Source organism: Ideonella sp. WA131b, from assembly GCA_023657425.1.
Classification (GTDB): Bacteria; Pseudomonadota; Gammaproteobacteria; order Burkholderiales; family Burkholderiaceae_C; genus Rubrivivax.
On the sequence record JAGTJW010000002.1, the window covers coordinates 1,060,281 to 1,074,831 of the forward strand.

General features: G+C 63.2%; 16 protein-coding genes. 15 read left to right on the top strand and 1 reads right to left on the bottom strand.

Annotated features, from left to right (window positions below):
* The first annotated feature begins 106 nt into the window (after positions 1–106).
* The 8 genes from KA711_14950 (at position 107) to KA711_14985 (ending at position 9,751) form a co-directional block, all read left to right on the top strand.
* Entirely contained in the window at positions 107–568 is a 462-nt protein-coding gene (locus KA711_14950) for a hypothetical protein (protein MCM0610263.1), read from the top strand.
* 799 nt (positions 569–1,367) lie between these two features.
* Positions 1,368–1,790, top strand: a complete 423-nt coding sequence (locus KA711_14955) for a hypothetical protein (GenBank protein ID MCM0610264.1) — start codon at positions 1,368–1,370, stop codon at positions 1,788–1,790.
* Positions 1,783–3,243 (top strand): IS21 family transposase, encoded by a 1,461-nt coding sequence (istA, locus tag KA711_14960; GenBank protein ID MCM0610265.1) that lies wholly within the window; start codon positions 1,783–1,785, stop codon positions 3,241–3,243. Before KA711_14955 ends, istA begins: the two co-directional genes overlap by 8 nt.
* Positions 3,244–3,256: 13 nt before the next feature.
* A complete protein-coding gene (istB, locus tag KA711_14965) occupies positions 3,257–4,018 on the top strand; it encodes an IS21-like element helper ATPase IstB (GenBank protein MCM0610266.1) in 762 nt (253 codons plus the stop codon).
* A gap of 1,253 nt (positions 4,019–5,271) precedes the next feature.
* Positions 5,272–5,484, top strand: a complete 213-nt coding sequence (locus tag KA711_14970) for a hypothetical protein (GenBank protein MCM0610267.1) — start codon at positions 5,272–5,274, stop codon at positions 5,482–5,484.
* 1,323 nt (positions 5,485–6,807) lie between these two features.
* Positions 6,808–8,043 (top strand): IS4 family transposase, encoded by a 1,236-nt coding sequence (locus KA711_14975; protein ID MCM0610268.1) that lies wholly within the window; start codon positions 6,808–6,810, stop codon positions 8,041–8,043.
* Positions 8,044–8,527: 484 nt separating this feature from the next.
* A complete protein-coding gene (locus tag KA711_14980; GenBank protein ID MCM0610269.1) occupies positions 8,528–9,646 on the top strand; it encodes an IS630 family transposase in 1,119 nt (372 codons plus the stop codon).
* Between the two features lie 12 nt (positions 9,647–9,658).
* Positions 9,659–9,751, top strand: coding sequence for a GNAT family N-acetyltransferase (locus KA711_14985; protein MCM0610270.1), 93 nt, complete (start codon positions 9,659–9,661; stop codon positions 9,749–9,751).
* 15 nt (positions 9,752–9,766) lie between these two features.
* On the opposite strand, the gene KA711_14990 is transcribed toward KA711_14985, so the two are convergent.
* A complete protein-coding gene (locus KA711_14990; GenBank protein ID MCM0610271.1) occupies positions 9,767–10,366 on the bottom strand; it encodes a hypothetical protein in 600 nt (199 codons plus the stop codon).
* 238 nt (positions 10,367–10,604) lie between these two features.
* Here KA711_14990 and KA711_14995 point away from each other — a divergent pair, with 238 nt between their 5' ends.
* From KA711_14995 to KA711_15025, 7 genes are all read left to right on the top strand, one after another.
* A complete protein-coding gene (locus KA711_14995; protein MCM0610272.1) occupies positions 10,605–10,874 on the top strand; it encodes a BrnT family toxin in 270 nt (89 codons plus the stop codon).
* On the top strand, positions 10,852–11,187 hold the full coding sequence (locus tag KA711_15000; GenBank protein ID MCM0610273.1) for a BrnA antitoxin family protein: 336 nt from the start codon (positions 10,852–10,854) through the stop codon (positions 11,185–11,187). The genes KA711_14995 and KA711_15000 overlap by 23 nt, the downstream gene beginning before the upstream one ends.
* Positions 11,188–11,373: 186 nt before the next feature.
* Positions 11,374–11,592, top strand: a complete 219-nt coding sequence (locus KA711_15005; GenBank protein MCM0610274.1) for a DUF433 domain-containing protein — start codon at positions 11,374–11,376, stop codon at positions 11,590–11,592.
* Positions 11,576–11,896, top strand: coding sequence for a DUF5615 family PIN-like protein (locus KA711_15010; GenBank protein MCM0610275.1), 321 nt, complete (start codon positions 11,576–11,578; stop codon positions 11,894–11,896). The genes KA711_15005 and KA711_15010 overlap by 17 nt, the downstream gene beginning before the upstream one ends.
* 1,012 nt (positions 11,897–12,908) lie before the next feature.
* Positions 12,909–13,193 (top strand): BrnT family toxin, encoded by a 285-nt coding sequence (locus tag KA711_15015; GenBank protein ID MCM0610276.1) that lies wholly within the window; start codon positions 12,909–12,911, stop codon positions 13,191–13,193.
* On the top strand, positions 13,162–13,443 hold the full coding sequence (locus tag KA711_15020; GenBank protein ID MCM0610277.1) for a BrnA antitoxin family protein: 282 nt from the start codon (positions 13,162–13,164) through the stop codon (positions 13,441–13,443). Before KA711_15015 ends, KA711_15020 begins: the two co-directional genes overlap by 32 nt.
* Positions 13,444–14,208: 765 nt before the next feature.
* Positions 14,209–14,430 carry a helix-turn-helix domain-containing protein gene (locus KA711_15025; protein ID MCM0610278.1) on the top strand — a complete coding sequence of 74 codons (222 nt, stop codon included), beginning with the start codon at positions 14,209–14,211 and terminating at the stop codon, positions 14,428–14,430.
* Positions 14,431–14,551: the final 121 nt, after the last annotated feature.

Here is a 14,551-nt window from a genome sequence, read left to right on the forward strand (position 1 = left end):
CTTTGTAAGCCCGGCCTGAGGTACTCTGTACATCTTCTCAGTCCGGGCTTACAAAGCCTGCCTACGCGGGCAGCTTAGCTCGAACGTTAGGCCTCAGAAACTGAACTTGTGGCGCGCCATCACCATGAATGCAACCAGCCCGTCGCTCGAAGAGTTCCTCGTTCAAGCAGAGATGGCTTTTCGCTTCCTCGAGGACGAATATGGTTGTGTTAAGCAGTCTTCGGCCGCCTCACTGCATCCGAACCCCTTCTCTGTTCGCTATGAGAACGCACTCACCGCAGTAGTTGTCGAAGGAGTGAACTGGGGTAGCGCAGCCATAGTGTCAGTCGGCAAGAAAGGCGGAAGACCGGGGAACATCCATGAGCTCGTGCCACTGTGGACCCTTGCTCGCCTTGAAGCCGAAGGAAAGGAGAACGCACTCACGGTCGCAGGTCAATTCGCACAGTTGCAGGCGAGCGCAGCCGCCCTACAGAGGTTGGCTGGACCAGCGCTTCAGGGGGACTTCGCTGCAATCGAAGCTGCTCGCGCATATCTAGAAGAACACGTGCCCAAAGCTTCAACTCCCTGACGCATGCCCCAGCTCGTATGCGCTGCGAACTGAGGCCTAACCCCTCGCTCAAGCTGACCCGCTACGGCATGCAGCGTAAGCCTGGTGTGCGGCGCCTTCGGCACCTTCGCACACCACGCTTATGTGGGCGCCGGCTTGAATTTGTCTTCTTTCAGCCGGTCTGAACGTGCGTGTTCTTGCTGATCCGTCTTCTTCGGATCACCGTCTCTGACGGTCTTCTTCAGCTCCGTTCTCCTTCTTCTTCAGACTCTGCGCCGACGAGTGTTCGCTCGAGGTGGTTGTCGCGCTCGACGGGTTCGTTGGGGAGCGACGATGGCCAAGGCGGGACAGCGCAAGTGCATGTCGTGCGGGGAGTTTTTCCTCCCCGACCATCGCAGCGGTGAACGTCAGCGCTACTGCTGCGCCGTCGATTGCCGGCGCGCGAGCAAGGCAGCCAGCCAGGCCGCCTGGTTGTCCAAGCCATCCAACCGCGACTACTTCAGCGGCCCCGTGCACGTCGCCCGCGTCCAGGCTTGGCGCGCCGCGCATCCCGGCTACAGCTGCGACCGGGTGCGCCCGCCGCGGGCGTTACAAGATCTCTTGCCGCTGCAAGTGCCTGATTCGATTGAGGAATCGGCCAATCGTGTCGAGGCTCCCGGGGCGCCCCCGACCGTGGCGTTACAAGATCTCTTGATCGCCGAATCGCCTTTGCTGGCGGGGCTTGTGGCCCATCTGTTCCAGCCGGCGCTACAAGATGACATGGCCAGCACCACCCGGCGCCTCGTACAACTTGGGCGCGACGTGATCAACGGGAGGTGCGGTGAAGGCCATCAAGCAGCTACTTCGGCCCGAGCGGCTGCGCCAGGTCCCCGAGCAGTTCAGCTGGGTTGACCAGGCGCTCGTGCAGCAGCACTTCATCGACCGCTGTGAGGCCCGCTCGGCGGCGCTGTACCTGTTCCTGGTCACGGTGTCCGATGCCCAGGGCCTGAGCTACTACGGCTCGGCCACGCTCGCCCGGCGGCTGCACCTGAGTGACGAGCAGTTCGCCGCGGCACGCCAGCAGCTCATCGAGCTGGATCTCATCGCCTATCGCTCGCCGCTGTACCAGGTGCTGGCCCTGCCGGGGACCGTGGCGGCGCAGCGCCCGGCGCCGCGTCCACCGGGCGTTGCCGGGGCCAACACCGGCGGCCAGCCCGTGAGCCTGGCCGCGCTGCTGCAGCAGGCTCGAGCGCGCCGTGGTTGACTACGAGACCTACTGCCGCATCCGTGACCACCTGGTGCGCCAGCAACTCACGGTGGCGCAGACCGCGCGAGCGCTGGGCCTGGATGTACGCACCGTCGCCCGGTGGGCGCAGGCCGAACAGTTCCGAGCGCGCAAGGCCGTGCTGCGCGCCAGCAAGCTCGACGCCTTCAAGGGCCAGATCGTGCGCTGGCTCGACGCCCACCCGTACAGCGCCCAGCAGATCTACCAGCGGCTGCTCGAGGCCGGCTACGGCGGCGGCATCACCATCGTCAAGGACTACGTGCACCGCATCCGCCCGCGACAGCGGCCGGCCTTCCTCAAGCTGGACTTCGAGCCGGGCGAGTGCGCGCAGCTCGACTGGGGTGAGTTCGGCACCGTCGCCGTGGGCAACACGCGCCGGCGCCTGAGCTTCTTCGTGATGGTGCTGTGCTACAGCCGGCGCATGTACCTGGAGTTCACCGTGTCGCAGGAGATGGAGTTCTTCCTGGCCTGCCACGAGAACGCCTTCGCCGCCTTCGGTTCAGTGCCCGCGCGGCTGATGGTCGACAACCTGAAGTCCGCCGTGCTCAAGCGCCTGGTCGGTGAGGCGCCGGTGTTCAACCCCAAGTACCTCGACTTCTCGCGCCATTGGGGCTTCCAGATCACCCCCTGCAACGTGGCTTCGGGTTGGGAGAAGGGACGCGTGGAGAACGGCGTGGGTTACGTGAAGAAGAACTTCCTGGCCGGCCAGGAGTTCATCGACTTCAGCGCCGTGCAGCCCGCCGCGCAGCTGTGGGTGGACACGGTGGCCGACGTGCGCGTGCACGGCGCCACCCAGCGCCGACCCGTGGACATGTTCGAGGAAGAGCGCGCCCGCCTCAAGCGGCTCAACCCCGTCGGGTTCGACCTCGCACGCGTGCGCACGGCAAGCGTCAACAAGCAGTTCCGCGTCGCGCTGGACTCCAACACCTACTCCGTGCCCTCGCGCCATGTGGGTCAACGCCTGACCCTGAAGGCCTGGGCCGACCGCTTGTGCATCTATGCCCACGACCAACTCGTCGCGCTCCACGCGCGAAGCATGCAGCGCAACAAGGACTTCGAGCTTGCCGAGCACGCCCAGCAACTCGCCCAGCAGCGCAAGAGCGCCCGCGAGCAACGCCTGCTGGTGCAGTTCCTGGCCCTGTCGCCGCGCGCCCAAGCCTACCGCGAGGGCCTGGAGGCCCGGCGTGTGAACGCCCGGGTGCACCTGCGCCAGATCCTCGCCCTGGCCGAGATGCACGGCCGCGAGGCCGTCGAGCGCGCCATCGACGACGGTCTGGAGCTGCAGGCCTTCAGCGCCGAGTACATCGCCCACATCCTGGCCGCGCGCCGGCGCATCGGGGCCGAGCCCGCCGCCCTGCAGCTCACCCGCAGTGCCGACCTGCTCGACATCGAGATCCCCGCGCCCGACCTGTCCATCTACGACCGTGAGTGAAGGAGCGACAACCATGCGAGCACGCCACGCCCACCCCGATGCCCTGTCCGCGCAGGCCAAGCTCACCGCGCTGAACCTGCCGTTCATGCGCGAGAACTACCAGCCACTGGCCAAGGCCGCCGCCGACAAGCAGTGGTCGCACTTGGCCTACTTCGCCGAGCTGCTCAACGGCGAGGCCGCCCAGCGCGAGGACCGACGCGTGCAGCGCTGCATCCGCCAGGCCCGCTTCCCCGTGCTCAAGACCATCGACAAGTTCGACTGGAACTGGCCCACCAAGATCAACCGGCCGCAGATACAGAACCTGTTCCACCTGGACTTCGTGGCCCGGCACGCCAACGTGGTGTTCATCTCCGGCGTCGGCCTGGGCAAGAGCCACTTGATGACGGCCCTGGGCTATGCAGCGTGCCAGCGCGGGCACTCGGTGCTGTTCACCGGCGCCATCGACATCATCAACACGCTGGCCACCGCGCAGGCCGCCGGCGGCCTCAAGCGGGCGCTGGCAGCCTACGTCAAGCCCGAGGTGCTGTGCATCGACGAGCTGGGCTACCTGCCCATCGACAAGTTCGGCGCCGACTGCCTGTTCCAGATCATCAGCCACCGCTACGAGCGCGGCACCACGCTGTTGACAACGAATCGCCCGTACAAGCAATGGGCCGGGATCTTCAACAACGACGCGACCCTGGCCTCGGCACTCCTGGACAGGCTGCTGCACCACGTCGAGACCGTCGTGATCGAAGGCAAGAGCTACCGCGGCCAGTCACACGCCGAGATCTGAAGCACGCCGGCATCCACTGCGTGCCGCGTCAGCGCCGGCATCACGCCACTCCCTCCGCGATCCCCTCAGCATTTCGAAACCGGCCAGAACTCAACACGTTCGCACCGGCGCCCACACGCTTACACTGCATGCCTCCGCGGGCAGCTTAGCTCGAACGTTAGGCAGCACAAGAAGACCCGATCTGATGCGATGTGTAGTTTTCTGAGCCGCCGCACGAATGCACGAGCTCCGGCCAGTGCGGCAATCATTCTTGCGTGGGTTTTCTGCCCTACCTTGCAGGGGCGCTTGCGCGGCGTCACAGCATCGCAGCGCTCACACCCTACGCTTGGCTGCAGCGCTTCGCGGTCAGCAGTGTTTGAACTTGATCCGCCGCTGTCAGTCAGAGCTTGGTGCCGCCGCCAAACAGGCAACTGCGGCTTCGCTGTACGCTTGCCGTGGCGGCGGACTTGGACGCATCGCGGGAGCCCTGCGCGACTGCTCGACCTCCACACTTCGCCAGCTTGGATACTCTCACCCGCCCATGTCGGCTGCACAGTGCTGCCTAACCCCTCGCTCAAGCTGACCCGCTACGGCAGGCGCTGTAAGCCTGGTCCGCGGCACATGGTGCATCATCGCGAACCAGGCTTACAGCGCCCGCCTACGCGGGCAGCTTAGCTCGAACGTTAGGCAACACAAACGAAGTCCGTGGTGCGCCAGCAGAGTCAGCGCCTGTCGGCGTGTGTTGAACAGCCACGAAGTCGCAGCAACGTCTCTTTACCGAGGTCAGCTTGTTCAAGCCTCAGGCACATGACCAAATCGAATCAACCCACTCCGTCATGTCAATAACTCGGCCAAGAGTGCAGCGCTTTCTCAGCCGGATCACCCGCAAGAAGCGCCCCGATCAAACAGCCAGAGCTCAGTCAGTTGGTCGGGCCGCCGCTCTCCAGCCGCTTGTGGCTTCACTCAGCTGTAGCTGGAGCGGCGGCTTGAAGACCCGACACACCACCTTCTTCTGCGCGGAGCGGGAGGCACCGCTGAGTGTCAGCAAGCGGAAGTGCCTTCACCTAACCCAGAGGTTTGCGGGTAAACCCTCAGTGTTGCCTAATTCCTCGCTCAAGCTGACCCGCTACGGCAGGCGCTGTAAGCCTGGTCCGCGGCACATGGTGCATCATCGCGTACCAGGCTTACAGCGCCTGCCTCCGCTGGCAGCTTAGCTCGAACGTTAGGCATCACAGAACATCCCTTCCTCTTCACAACCGCCAACGGAGGCTTCCATGGCAACCGAGAACTTCCGCGTAACGCATCCCGTCGAGGTCCAGAATGACGCCAAAGCCCGCGTTGCTCTTGACTTAATGGATCGCATCTCTCAGTGGGAGGAAGGCAAGGATGCGGAGAAGAAGAAGCGAGACTACTGGCTTACTCTGTACGCGCAGTGCTACAGGGCTGCGAACGGGGATGGCCTGAAACATGTTCTTGAACGAGAGTAGCCGCCTCAAGCAGTTTCTCTACGCTGCTGCCAAACTGTGGCAGCAGCATCTCGATGATTCGCAGTCGCTTCTCTTGCTCAACTTCGCTAGGGATGTTGCTTGAGTCCATACTTGCCTTTCTATTGCCATGATGATGGCGCTAACGCCGTGAACGTCACGGCCCGTAAATCAGTGATGCCTAACCCCTCGTTAAAGCCGACCCGCTACGGCAGGCAGCGTAAGCCTGGGCTGAGGCACTTTGTGCATCATCTCAGCCCAGGCTTACGCTGCCCGCCTCCGCGGGCGGCTTAACTCGAACGTTAGGCAGCACAAGAAGCCCCGATCTGAAGCGATGTGTAGTTTTCTGAGCCGCCGCACGAATGCACGAGCTCCGGCCAGCGCGGAGATTGCTCGTGCGTGGGTTCTCTGCCCTACCTTGCAGGGGCGCTTGCGCGGCGTTACAGCATCGCAGCGCTCCCACCCTACGCTTGGCTGCAGCGCTTCGCGGTCAGCAGCGCTTGAACTTGATCCGCCGCTGGCAGTCAGGGCTTGGTTCCGCCGCCAAACAAGCAACTGCGGCTTCGCTGTACGCTTGCCGTGGCGGCGGACTTGGACGCATCGCTGCAGCCCTGCGCGACTGCTCGGCCTCCACACGTCGCCAACTTCCATACTCTCACCCGACCATGCTGGCTGCACAGTGCTGCCTAACCCCTCGCTCAAGCTGACCCGCTACGGCATGCGCTGTAAGCCCGGGCCGCGGCACACGGTGCATCATCGCAGCCCGGGCTTACAGCGCACGCCTCCGCGGGCAGCTTAGCTCGAACGTTAGGCCTCGCATTCAACGCGCAGTGCATGCCAAGCGCTTCGAATACGCCGCTTGGCAGCTCGAACAGTGCCGCGCGTCGGCCGCGCAGCGAAAGTCAAGGCCGCTGCGGTGCTCTTCGGCTCCATCGGGAAGCCCTCGAAGCCAATGACTGGCCAAGCTCGGTGCAAGCTCAACCGCTCGTCGCAGCAGGGAGCCGTTGTCCAACCCAGCAAGCTCTGGTACAGCCGGCCAGCCACGCGAGCAGTTGCACGCCAGGCAACGCGCAAAGCGCCCTGCCAAGCTGCCAGTCGGGTGCAGCGGCAGCCGAGTATGGCGCCCGCTATCCGCTTCTTCGCGCTTCGGCCCACTCAACAGCCAGTCCTTGGTCATCGGGCCTTCCGCAGCGCGGAGCGGGAAGCGCACGTCGAGCCTTTGGAACGTCACCAACCGCGGGTTTACCCACAGCGAGGCCTAACCCAATACTGTTCCATTAGTTGATTTTCGTCCATACTTGGCCATGCGCAACCACCGGAGCAGCCATGGCCAGGACGAAGGCGACATTGGGTTCAGGGGCACGACTGGCGGACTACTTGAGTGCGAGTCTGCTGGCCCGGGTGTTTCCTGCGGAGCGAGTGCACGAAGCGCTGGACGCGCACGGTGTGAACTCGCAGCGCATCCGTCGTTTTCCCGCCGTGGCGGGGGTGTACTACACCATGGCGCTGAGCCTGTATCCGGAGGCCGCCTACGAAGAGGTGTTTTCGGTTGTCGCGCAGGGCCTGGCCTGGGCCCGGGGGTCGCAGCAGCCACCGCCGGTGTCCAAGTCCAGCATCAGCGCGCTGCGCAGCCGCATGGGCTCGGCACCGCTGCGCGATCTGCTGCGCAGCTGCTGCCTGCCGCTGGCGGATCCGGCGCGGCAGCCGCAGGCCTTCTACAAGGGCCTGCGCCTGATGGCGATCGACGGCAGCCGCCTGGAGCTGGCCGACGAGGTCGATGTGGCCACCGCTTTCGGCCGCCCGGGCAGCCGCACCGGTGTGGCTGGCTACCCGCAGGCGCAGTGCGTGGTCCTGGCCGAGTGCGCCACCCACGCCATCGTGGCTGCCGAGCTTGGACCCTATCGGGGCGACGAGTGGGCGCTGTGCCAGTGGCTGCTGGGGGCGCTGGAGCCGGGGATGCTGCTGCTGGCCGATCGGGGCTTCAACGGCTTCGAGCACTGGCAGCAGGCACTGGGCAGCGGCGCGCAGTTGCTGTGGCGGGCCACGGAGTCGCGGCTGCTGCCGGTGGAGCAGTTGCTGCCCGACGGCTCCTACCTGAGCCGCATCAAGCCCACCGGGGTGGGCAAGGCAGCGGCCGCTGCCCAGGCGCTGCAGGTGCGCGTCATCGAGTACCAACTGCCAGGCGTGCCCGATGCTGCGCCCCGCTACAGGCTCATGACCAGTCTGCTCGATCCGGTGCAGGCGCCGGCGCTGGAGCTGGCGGCGCTGTACCACCAGCGCTGGCAGGTAGAAGCGGTGTTCGACGAACTCAAGACGCATCTGCGCCAGGGCCGGCGCGTGCTGCGCAGCAAGACCGCCGAGCTGGTGCGCCAGGAGTTCTACGGCTGGGTGCTGGCGCACTACGCGGTACGCTGGCTGCTTCACGAAGGGGCGGCCCGCTGCGGCCAGGCCGACGAGGCGCTGTCGTTCACGGCCCATGTCCAGCTGCTGCGCCGCGAGCTGCCCCGCTCTGGGGCTTTTCCCCCCAGCGCAACCCAGACGCCGACAGCGATGGCTTCGTGAGCTGCTGCAGGCCAGCGCCAAGGCCCTCTGCGTGCGAACGCTCAACCAGCAGCGGCCACGCATGGTCAAGCGCCGCAATTCGCCGTACGCCCCCTACACGTCACAAAGAGTTCACCGCCCGTGCAGCTTTGAGCCCTGCATCAGCGCGCCCGCGGGGAGGCGAGCCGCGACAGCCGGACCAAGGGCAGCAAAGAACGAGTTCATGCCCTAATGGAACAGTATTGAGGCCTAACCCCTCGCTCAAGCTGACCCGCTACGGCAGGCGCTGTAAGCCTGGTCCGCGGCACATGGTGCATCATCGCGAACCAGGCTTACAGCGCCCGCCTCCGCGGGCAGCTTAGCTCGAACGTTAGGCCTCACATTCACATCCACGCTCACACCCTCTGAAGCGCCCCAGATGCTTAAGACTATCAATCTGCAGGCAGTTGCCTACCTAGTGTAGTGTTCGACTCTTGAAGGAACTTAATTGAGTTTTCCACCTCCAATGCTCTACTTCGGTTTGCAATGGAGCGAAAAATTGCGAGTTGCCCCAGGGATAGAGTTGACGGATGAGCAAGAGGTCGAACTGACGAGGCTTGCGCGCTCCAAGCGCACCAGCGTCAGGCTGGCCCAGCGTGCACAGATCGTCCTGCTGGCCGCACAGGGCCTTCAGAACAAGGACATCGCCGAGCAACTGGGCGTAGGGCGCGTGCAGGTTGCTCGCTGGCGCGAGCGCTATCTGCAGTCCGGCCTTCCGGGGATTGAACAGGACCTGCCGCGCGGCGCCCCGCCCGTGAAGATGGACGTTGCCAAGTTGGTGGAGCTGACCACGCAGAGCACGCCCGTGGCTGCCACGCACTGGAGCACTCGCAAGATGGCTGCAGTGCTGAAGGTCAGCCCGAGCACGGTGATGCGCCACTGGCAGGCCAACGGCCTGAAGCCGCACTTGGTGCGCGGCTTCAAGGTGTCCCGCGACCCGAAGTTCGTCGAGAAGCTCGAAGACATCGTGGGCCTGTACATGTCCCCGCCCGAGCACGCGTTGGTGCTTTGCTGCGACGAGAAGAGCCAAGTACAGGCGCTGGACCGCACGCAGCCGGGCCTGCCGATGAAGAAGGGGCGCGCGCAGACGATGACGCACGACTACAAGCGCAATGGCACAACCACGTTGTTCGCGGCGCTCAACGTGCTGGACGGCACCGTCATTGGCCAATGCCAACAGCGTCACACGCACGCAGAGTGGCTGAAGTTCCTGCGCAAGATCGATCGTGAAACGCCCAAGGACAAAACGCTGCACTTGATCGCCGACAACTACGCCACGCACAAGCACCCTGCGGTGCAGGAATGGCTGGCCAAGCGCCCACGCTTCAACATGCATTTCACGCCGACCTCAGCGTCGTGGCTGAACATGGTGGAGCGATTCTTCCGGGACATCACAGTCAATCGGCTGCGCCGTGGCGTGTTCACGAGCGTGCCCGAGTTGATCACTGCCATTGAAAAGTACGTCGCCCATCACAACACCAAACCAAAGCCGTTCATCTGGACCAAGAGCGCCGCCGACATCCTGCAGAAGGTAATTCGGGCCAATGCGCGCTTAAGTTCCAAACAGAACGCAACACTACACTAGGAGCATGGGCGCATCTACGCCCGCTTTGGCTTCGTGCGTTCAGGTGAGCCAACCTCGCAGAACGGGTTTAGGTTTGTGCCTATGCAGCGGGCCGCCGCCGAGTGAAGCCTAACCCCTCGCTCAAGCTGACCCGCTACGGCAGGCGTTGTAAGCCCGGTCCGAGGTACCCTGTACATTTTCTCGAACCGGGCTTACAACACCTGCCTCCGCGGGCAGCTTAGCTCGAACGTTAGGTGGCTCAACGCGCCAGCCGTGTCGCTCCAGCAACCGCCGGGCACGCTCCAGGTCGGCAGTGTTCGCCACGCGCTGAACCGGCACGTATGGCGCCACTCCCAGCCAGGCGCGAACCTCGTTAACCATCGACAGTTCGATTTTCCTTTTGCTCCGTCGCCAAGCGTCCTTGTCTTCTTCCCATCCCGGCAACGCCACAGCGCCGCGCCAGATGCTCAACTCGTCGGCGGCCAGTGCCATGTAAGCATCGCGGCTATCAATCCCACGCTGCTCAAGTTCCCAGCGCGTGCCGTGCTTCAAGCCCCACCACCAGGGCACAAGGCTTGGGTTTTCCGTTGCCCAGACACGCGACTTCTCTCTGCGCTCAAGCGAAGCCAGCATGTAGCGAACGGTGTCGCCACACACGCCAGGCGCTGCGCCAGTCGCCTTCAACGTCAGGCCGGTGTCTCGCAGCCTTTTGGCTTCCTCATATCGCTTCCAGTCACGCATACAGTTCCTCAGTTTTCCACCAGCCACCTAACCCCTCGCTCAAGCTGACCCGCTACGGCAGCCAATGCCCGGCCGCTCCGGGCGGGCGTTGCCATCGTCCCTGCGCGGCCGGTCATCGGCTTCCTCCGCAGGCAGCTTAGCTCGAACGTTAGGCGTCACAACCAACGTAGTCTGCGCCGCTACATTCTGCATCTACGGTTTGCTTGACCCTGCGACAGAACGCATATACAGTCTGCGCATGATCACCTGGGACGAGCCAAAACGTCGAACCAACCTCCAGAAGCACAAGATCGATCTTGCCGATCTGGAACCTGTTTTCGACTACCCGATGGTCACGGTGGAAGACTCTCGAGAGACCTACGGTGAACTGAGACTGCAAAGCCTCGGAATGTGGATGGGTCGAGTCGTCTTCTTGGTCTGGACTCCGCGAGGTGACGACACCGCGCATCTGATCTCATGCCGCTATGCCGAACGTCAAGAAGCCGATGACTACTTCCAAGCCCTTTAGTGCAGCAGAGATTGCCGCTGCCCGAAAAGCCGCGACGACTGAATCATCTTTGGAATCTCCGAAGGTCGACTGGAGCAAGGGTGCAGTCACGTCAGGCGGAGGGGTCGCCTCCACTCTGGCTGGAATGCGCCGCACCCGCGGACTAAACAAGCGACCCGTGAAAGAGCAGGTTGCGATCCGACTCGATCCAGATGTAGTCGGTGCTCTCAGGGCAAGTGGGCCTGGTTGGCAAACCCGCGTCAATACAGCGCTGAAAGAATGGCTGGCTTCACAGCCTTCTAAACGCAAGGCACGTCCGCCAGGTGCGGTCTAACCCCTCGCTCAATCTGACCCGCTACGGCAGGCCTTGTAAGCCCGGTCCGCGCCAGTCGTACTATCGTCGCGCACCGGGCTTACAAAGCCTGCCTCCGCGGGTAGCTTAGCTCGAACGTTAGGCCGCAAAGCCCACGCTCAGGTGCCCACCACCGATAGAATGCCGGCTTCAGCAGCGGAGCGCCCCATGAAGTCACCTCGTGTCATCTCTGATCCCGAGATCCTCGGAGGTACTCCTGTGTTCGTCGGAACGCGGGTCCCCGTACGAATCCTGTTTGAACACCTCGAGGCCGGAGACCCATTGGAAGTTTTCCTTGAAGACTTTCCGTCCGTGAGTAGGGAGCTTGCTGTGCAGGTCCTTGAAGACGCCAAATCCCAGCTGGAAGCTGATGCGCATACTGCTTGACGAGTCTGTGCCGTGGCGCCTTGGCCGTCATCTCACGGGGCACACCTTTACTTCAGTCCAGAAGCACGGCTGGGCAAGCATCAAGAACGGCAAGCTGCTCGCTCTCGCGGCTGGCGAGTTTGACGTTCTCCTAACCGCCGACAGGGGCATGGAGTACCAACAGAATCCTGGAACCCTTCCGATTGCGATCTTGGTCGTACGTGCCAAGAGCAATCGCATGGACGATCTGGTTCTTGCCGTTCCGGCAATTCTGGAAGCTCTCGCCAGTCTTGCGCCTCGCACGCTCGCCCGCGTTGCGGCCTAACCCCTCGCTCAAGCTGACCCGCTACGGCATGCAGCGTAAGCCTGGTGTGCGTCGCCCTCGGCACCTTCGCACACCAGGCTTACACTGCACGCCTCCGCGGGCAGCTTAGCTCGAACGTTAGGCCCGCCGGGAAACAATGCCTGTTGTCCTCAGCTCGGCTCGCCGCAGGCGGCTCGCCTCTGCCGCTTGCCCCCTCCCTCGCGAGGCGCCTCTGTGCACCACTGTTCAGCGCCCCGCTTCAGGTCCGCCGCTTCTTTGGTAGCCACCGCCGCAACATGCTTCGTACGGAACCGCTCACCTCGAACCACTCCTCCTTGTTTCCCGCGCACCGGACGCGAGACTCCAATCACCCCCGCAGCTCTCCTTCTCGGGTGCGCCCGGTGCGCTGCACCCAAGCGGCTGGCCTAACCCCTCGCTCAAGCTGACCCGCTACGGCAGGCGCTGTAAGCCTGGTCCGCGGCACTTGGTGCATCATCGCGAACCAGGCTTACAGCGCCTGCCTCCGTGGGCAGCTTAGCTCGAACGTTAGGCCCGCCGAAGAGCAATGCCGGTTGTCCTCATCACGGCTCGCCGCACGCGGCTCGCCTTCGCCACTTGTCCCCTCGCTCGCAAGGCACCTTTGGACTTCATCGTTCAGCGCCCCGCTTCGGCCCTGGCTTTCCTTTGCACGCCACCAGCGCAAGCTGCTTCGCAGGGACAGGCCTGTGGGACGCCACCTGTCTGTGCTCACCGCGCACCGGGCGCAGAACTTCAACCTCTCCAGCAGCACTCCATCTCGGGTGCGCCCGGTGCGCTGCGCACCAGCGGCTGGCCTAACCGGTCGCTCAAGCTGACCCGCTACGGCAGGCACTGTAAGCCTGGTCCGCGGCACATGGTGCATCATCGGGAACCAGGCTTACAGCGCCTGCCTCCGCGGGCAGCTTAGCTCGAACGTTCGGCCTCACAACAGACGCCCAGGTCAGGCCTCGGCCCAGTTTAGCGCAGCCATCTGTTTGTGCATACAATCCGCTCTGTGCGGATCACCTTCGACCAATCCAAGAACGAACGCAACCTGAGGCTGCGAGGTCTTAGCTTCGAGAGAGCCGCAGACTTCAGCTTCGACTCCGCTGTGTTCGCCGTGGACGATCGCAGGGAGTACCCTGAGACTCGGTACGTAGCTCTGGGTCTTGTGGGAGACCGTGTCCACGTTCTGTGCTTCACAGAAACTACCGACGGGGTTCGTGTCATCAGCTTTCGCAAGGCCAACCCAAGAGAGGTGAAGCGTTATGCCCAAGCGCGTTCCACTGACTCGCCCTGATGGCGAAGTCCGCGAGTTGAAGGCGGAAGACATCAAGAGCTTCCGGTCAGCGACTGCCCTGCCCGCTTCGCTGCAACAGAAGCTTGGCGTACGCGGTCCGCAGAAGTCGCCCACGAAGGAGCGAATCACCATCCGATTGTCCCGAGACGTTGTTGAACGGTTCCGGGCAACCGGTGAAGGGTGGCAGTCCCGAGTCGACGCAGCTCTGCAGGACTGGCTCAAGAAGCAGAAGCGCGGCTCTGTGCAGTGAGGCCGAACCCCTCGCTCAAGCTGACCCACTACGGCAGGCACTGTAAGCCCCGCCTGAGGTACTCCGTACATTGTCTCAGTCCGGGCTTACAGTACCTGCCTCCGCGGGCAGCTTGGCTCGAACGTTTGGCCTCGCAAGCACACGTATCGCCGGTCATCGCAAGATTTCGTCAACGGAGTCAGCCAATGCGGCAAACGCAAATCCCCTTCCGTCGCTCAATCTTGGTTCTACCCATACTGGCGAGTTTTGTTGCGTGCACCCCAACGCCACCGAACGACGCAGTTCTTGCAGAACTTGCTGCCCTCGCACCTGCCCTCCTCAAGCAATATCAATCAAGCTTGATTCCGGCAGACAAGTGGCCACTTACAATAGTGCGGTTGAAACCTCGACATGTTCTGGCTAACTCGACCGGCCTATATATTGCCCGATCACACTTCTTTGTCCTAGAAAGCGGACTGTTCGTACCACGGGCTCCAGACTTCGCTCCAAAGGAGGGCACAGACCCTTCTTACTCACCTCTCACTTCGGGTGTGTTCTCCTATCGCATAAGCGGGTAGTCATCCCTGACCCACGAGCGAGGGCTAACCCCTCGCTCAAGCTGACCCGCTACGGCATGCAGCGTAAGCCTGGTGTGCGGCGCCTTCGGCACCTTCGCACATCAGGCTTACACTGCATGCCTCCGCGGGCAGCGTAGCTCGAACGTTAGGCATCGCGGCAGTCTCACTATTTAAGTGCAACGCTCCAACCCCAATATGGAGCTTTGCAATGGGTTCGAAGTACTCACATCTTTCTGATGCCGAACGTTGGGCGATTGAGACCAAGCTCAAGGAGCGTCAGAGCTTGGCCGCCATCGGTCGCACCATGGGCCGCCATCGCAGCACCATCTGTCGCGAACGCAAGCGCGGATGCCATACATTGCGCACAAGTCCTTCACGCTGTGCGCCTCGAGCTTGTAGTCCCGTACGAATTGCTTCCTCAGTTCCATGACGTTGACTTCTTTCCAGGGCATCGGAAACTCCTCTTGTGAGCTCCGATCGTCCTATTGCGTGTCAACCATCCGCCCAGAGAATCTGTCAACCATCCGTCCCGGTCGTACCCGCGCGCGGCC

What these genes read in the sequence shown, in the direction of transcription:
- istB (MCM0610266.1), top strand. Translation starts at nt 3,257, where the DNA reads ATGCGAGCACGCCACGCCCACCCCGATGCCCTGTCCGCGCAGGCCAAG.
- KA711_14970 (MCM0610267.1), top strand. Translation starts at nt 5,272, where the DNA reads ATGGCAACCGAGAACTTCCGCGTAACGCATCCCGTCGAGGTCCAGAAT.
- KA711_14995 (MCM0610272.1), top strand. Translation starts at nt 10,605, where the DNA reads ATGATCACCTGGGACGAGCCAAAACGTCGAACCAACCTCCAGAAGCAC.
- KA711_14980 (MCM0610269.1), top strand. Translation starts at nt 8,528, where the DNA reads ATGCTCTACTTCGGTTTGCAATGGAGCGAAAAATTGCGAGTTGCCCCA.
- KA711_15010 (MCM0610275.1), top strand. Translation starts at nt 11,576, where the DNA reads ATGCGCATACTGCTTGACGAGTCTGTGCCGTGGCGCCTTGGCCGTCAT.
- KA711_14975 (MCM0610268.1), top strand. Translation starts at nt 6,808, where the DNA reads ATGGCCAGGACGAAGGCGACATTGGGTTCAGGGGCACGACTGGCGGAC.
- KA711_14990 (MCM0610271.1), bottom strand. Translation starts at nt 10,366, where the DNA reads ATGCGTGACTGGAAGCGATATGAGGAAGCCAAAAGGCTGCGAGACACC.
- KA711_15025 (MCM0610278.1), top strand. Translation starts at nt 14,209, where the DNA reads ATGGGTTCGAAGTACTCACATCTTTCTGATGCCGAACGTTGGGCGATT.
- KA711_15020 (MCM0610277.1), top strand. Translation starts at nt 13,162, where the DNA reads ATGCCCAAGCGCGTTCCACTGACTCGCCCTGATGGCGAAGTCCGCGAG.
- KA711_15000 (MCM0610273.1), top strand. Translation starts at nt 10,852, where the DNA reads ATGACTACTTCCAAGCCCTTTAGTGCAGCAGAGATTGCCGCTGCCCGA.
- KA711_15005 (MCM0610274.1), top strand. Translation starts at nt 11,374, where the DNA reads ATGAAGTCACCTCGTGTCATCTCTGATCCCGAGATCCTCGGAGGTACT.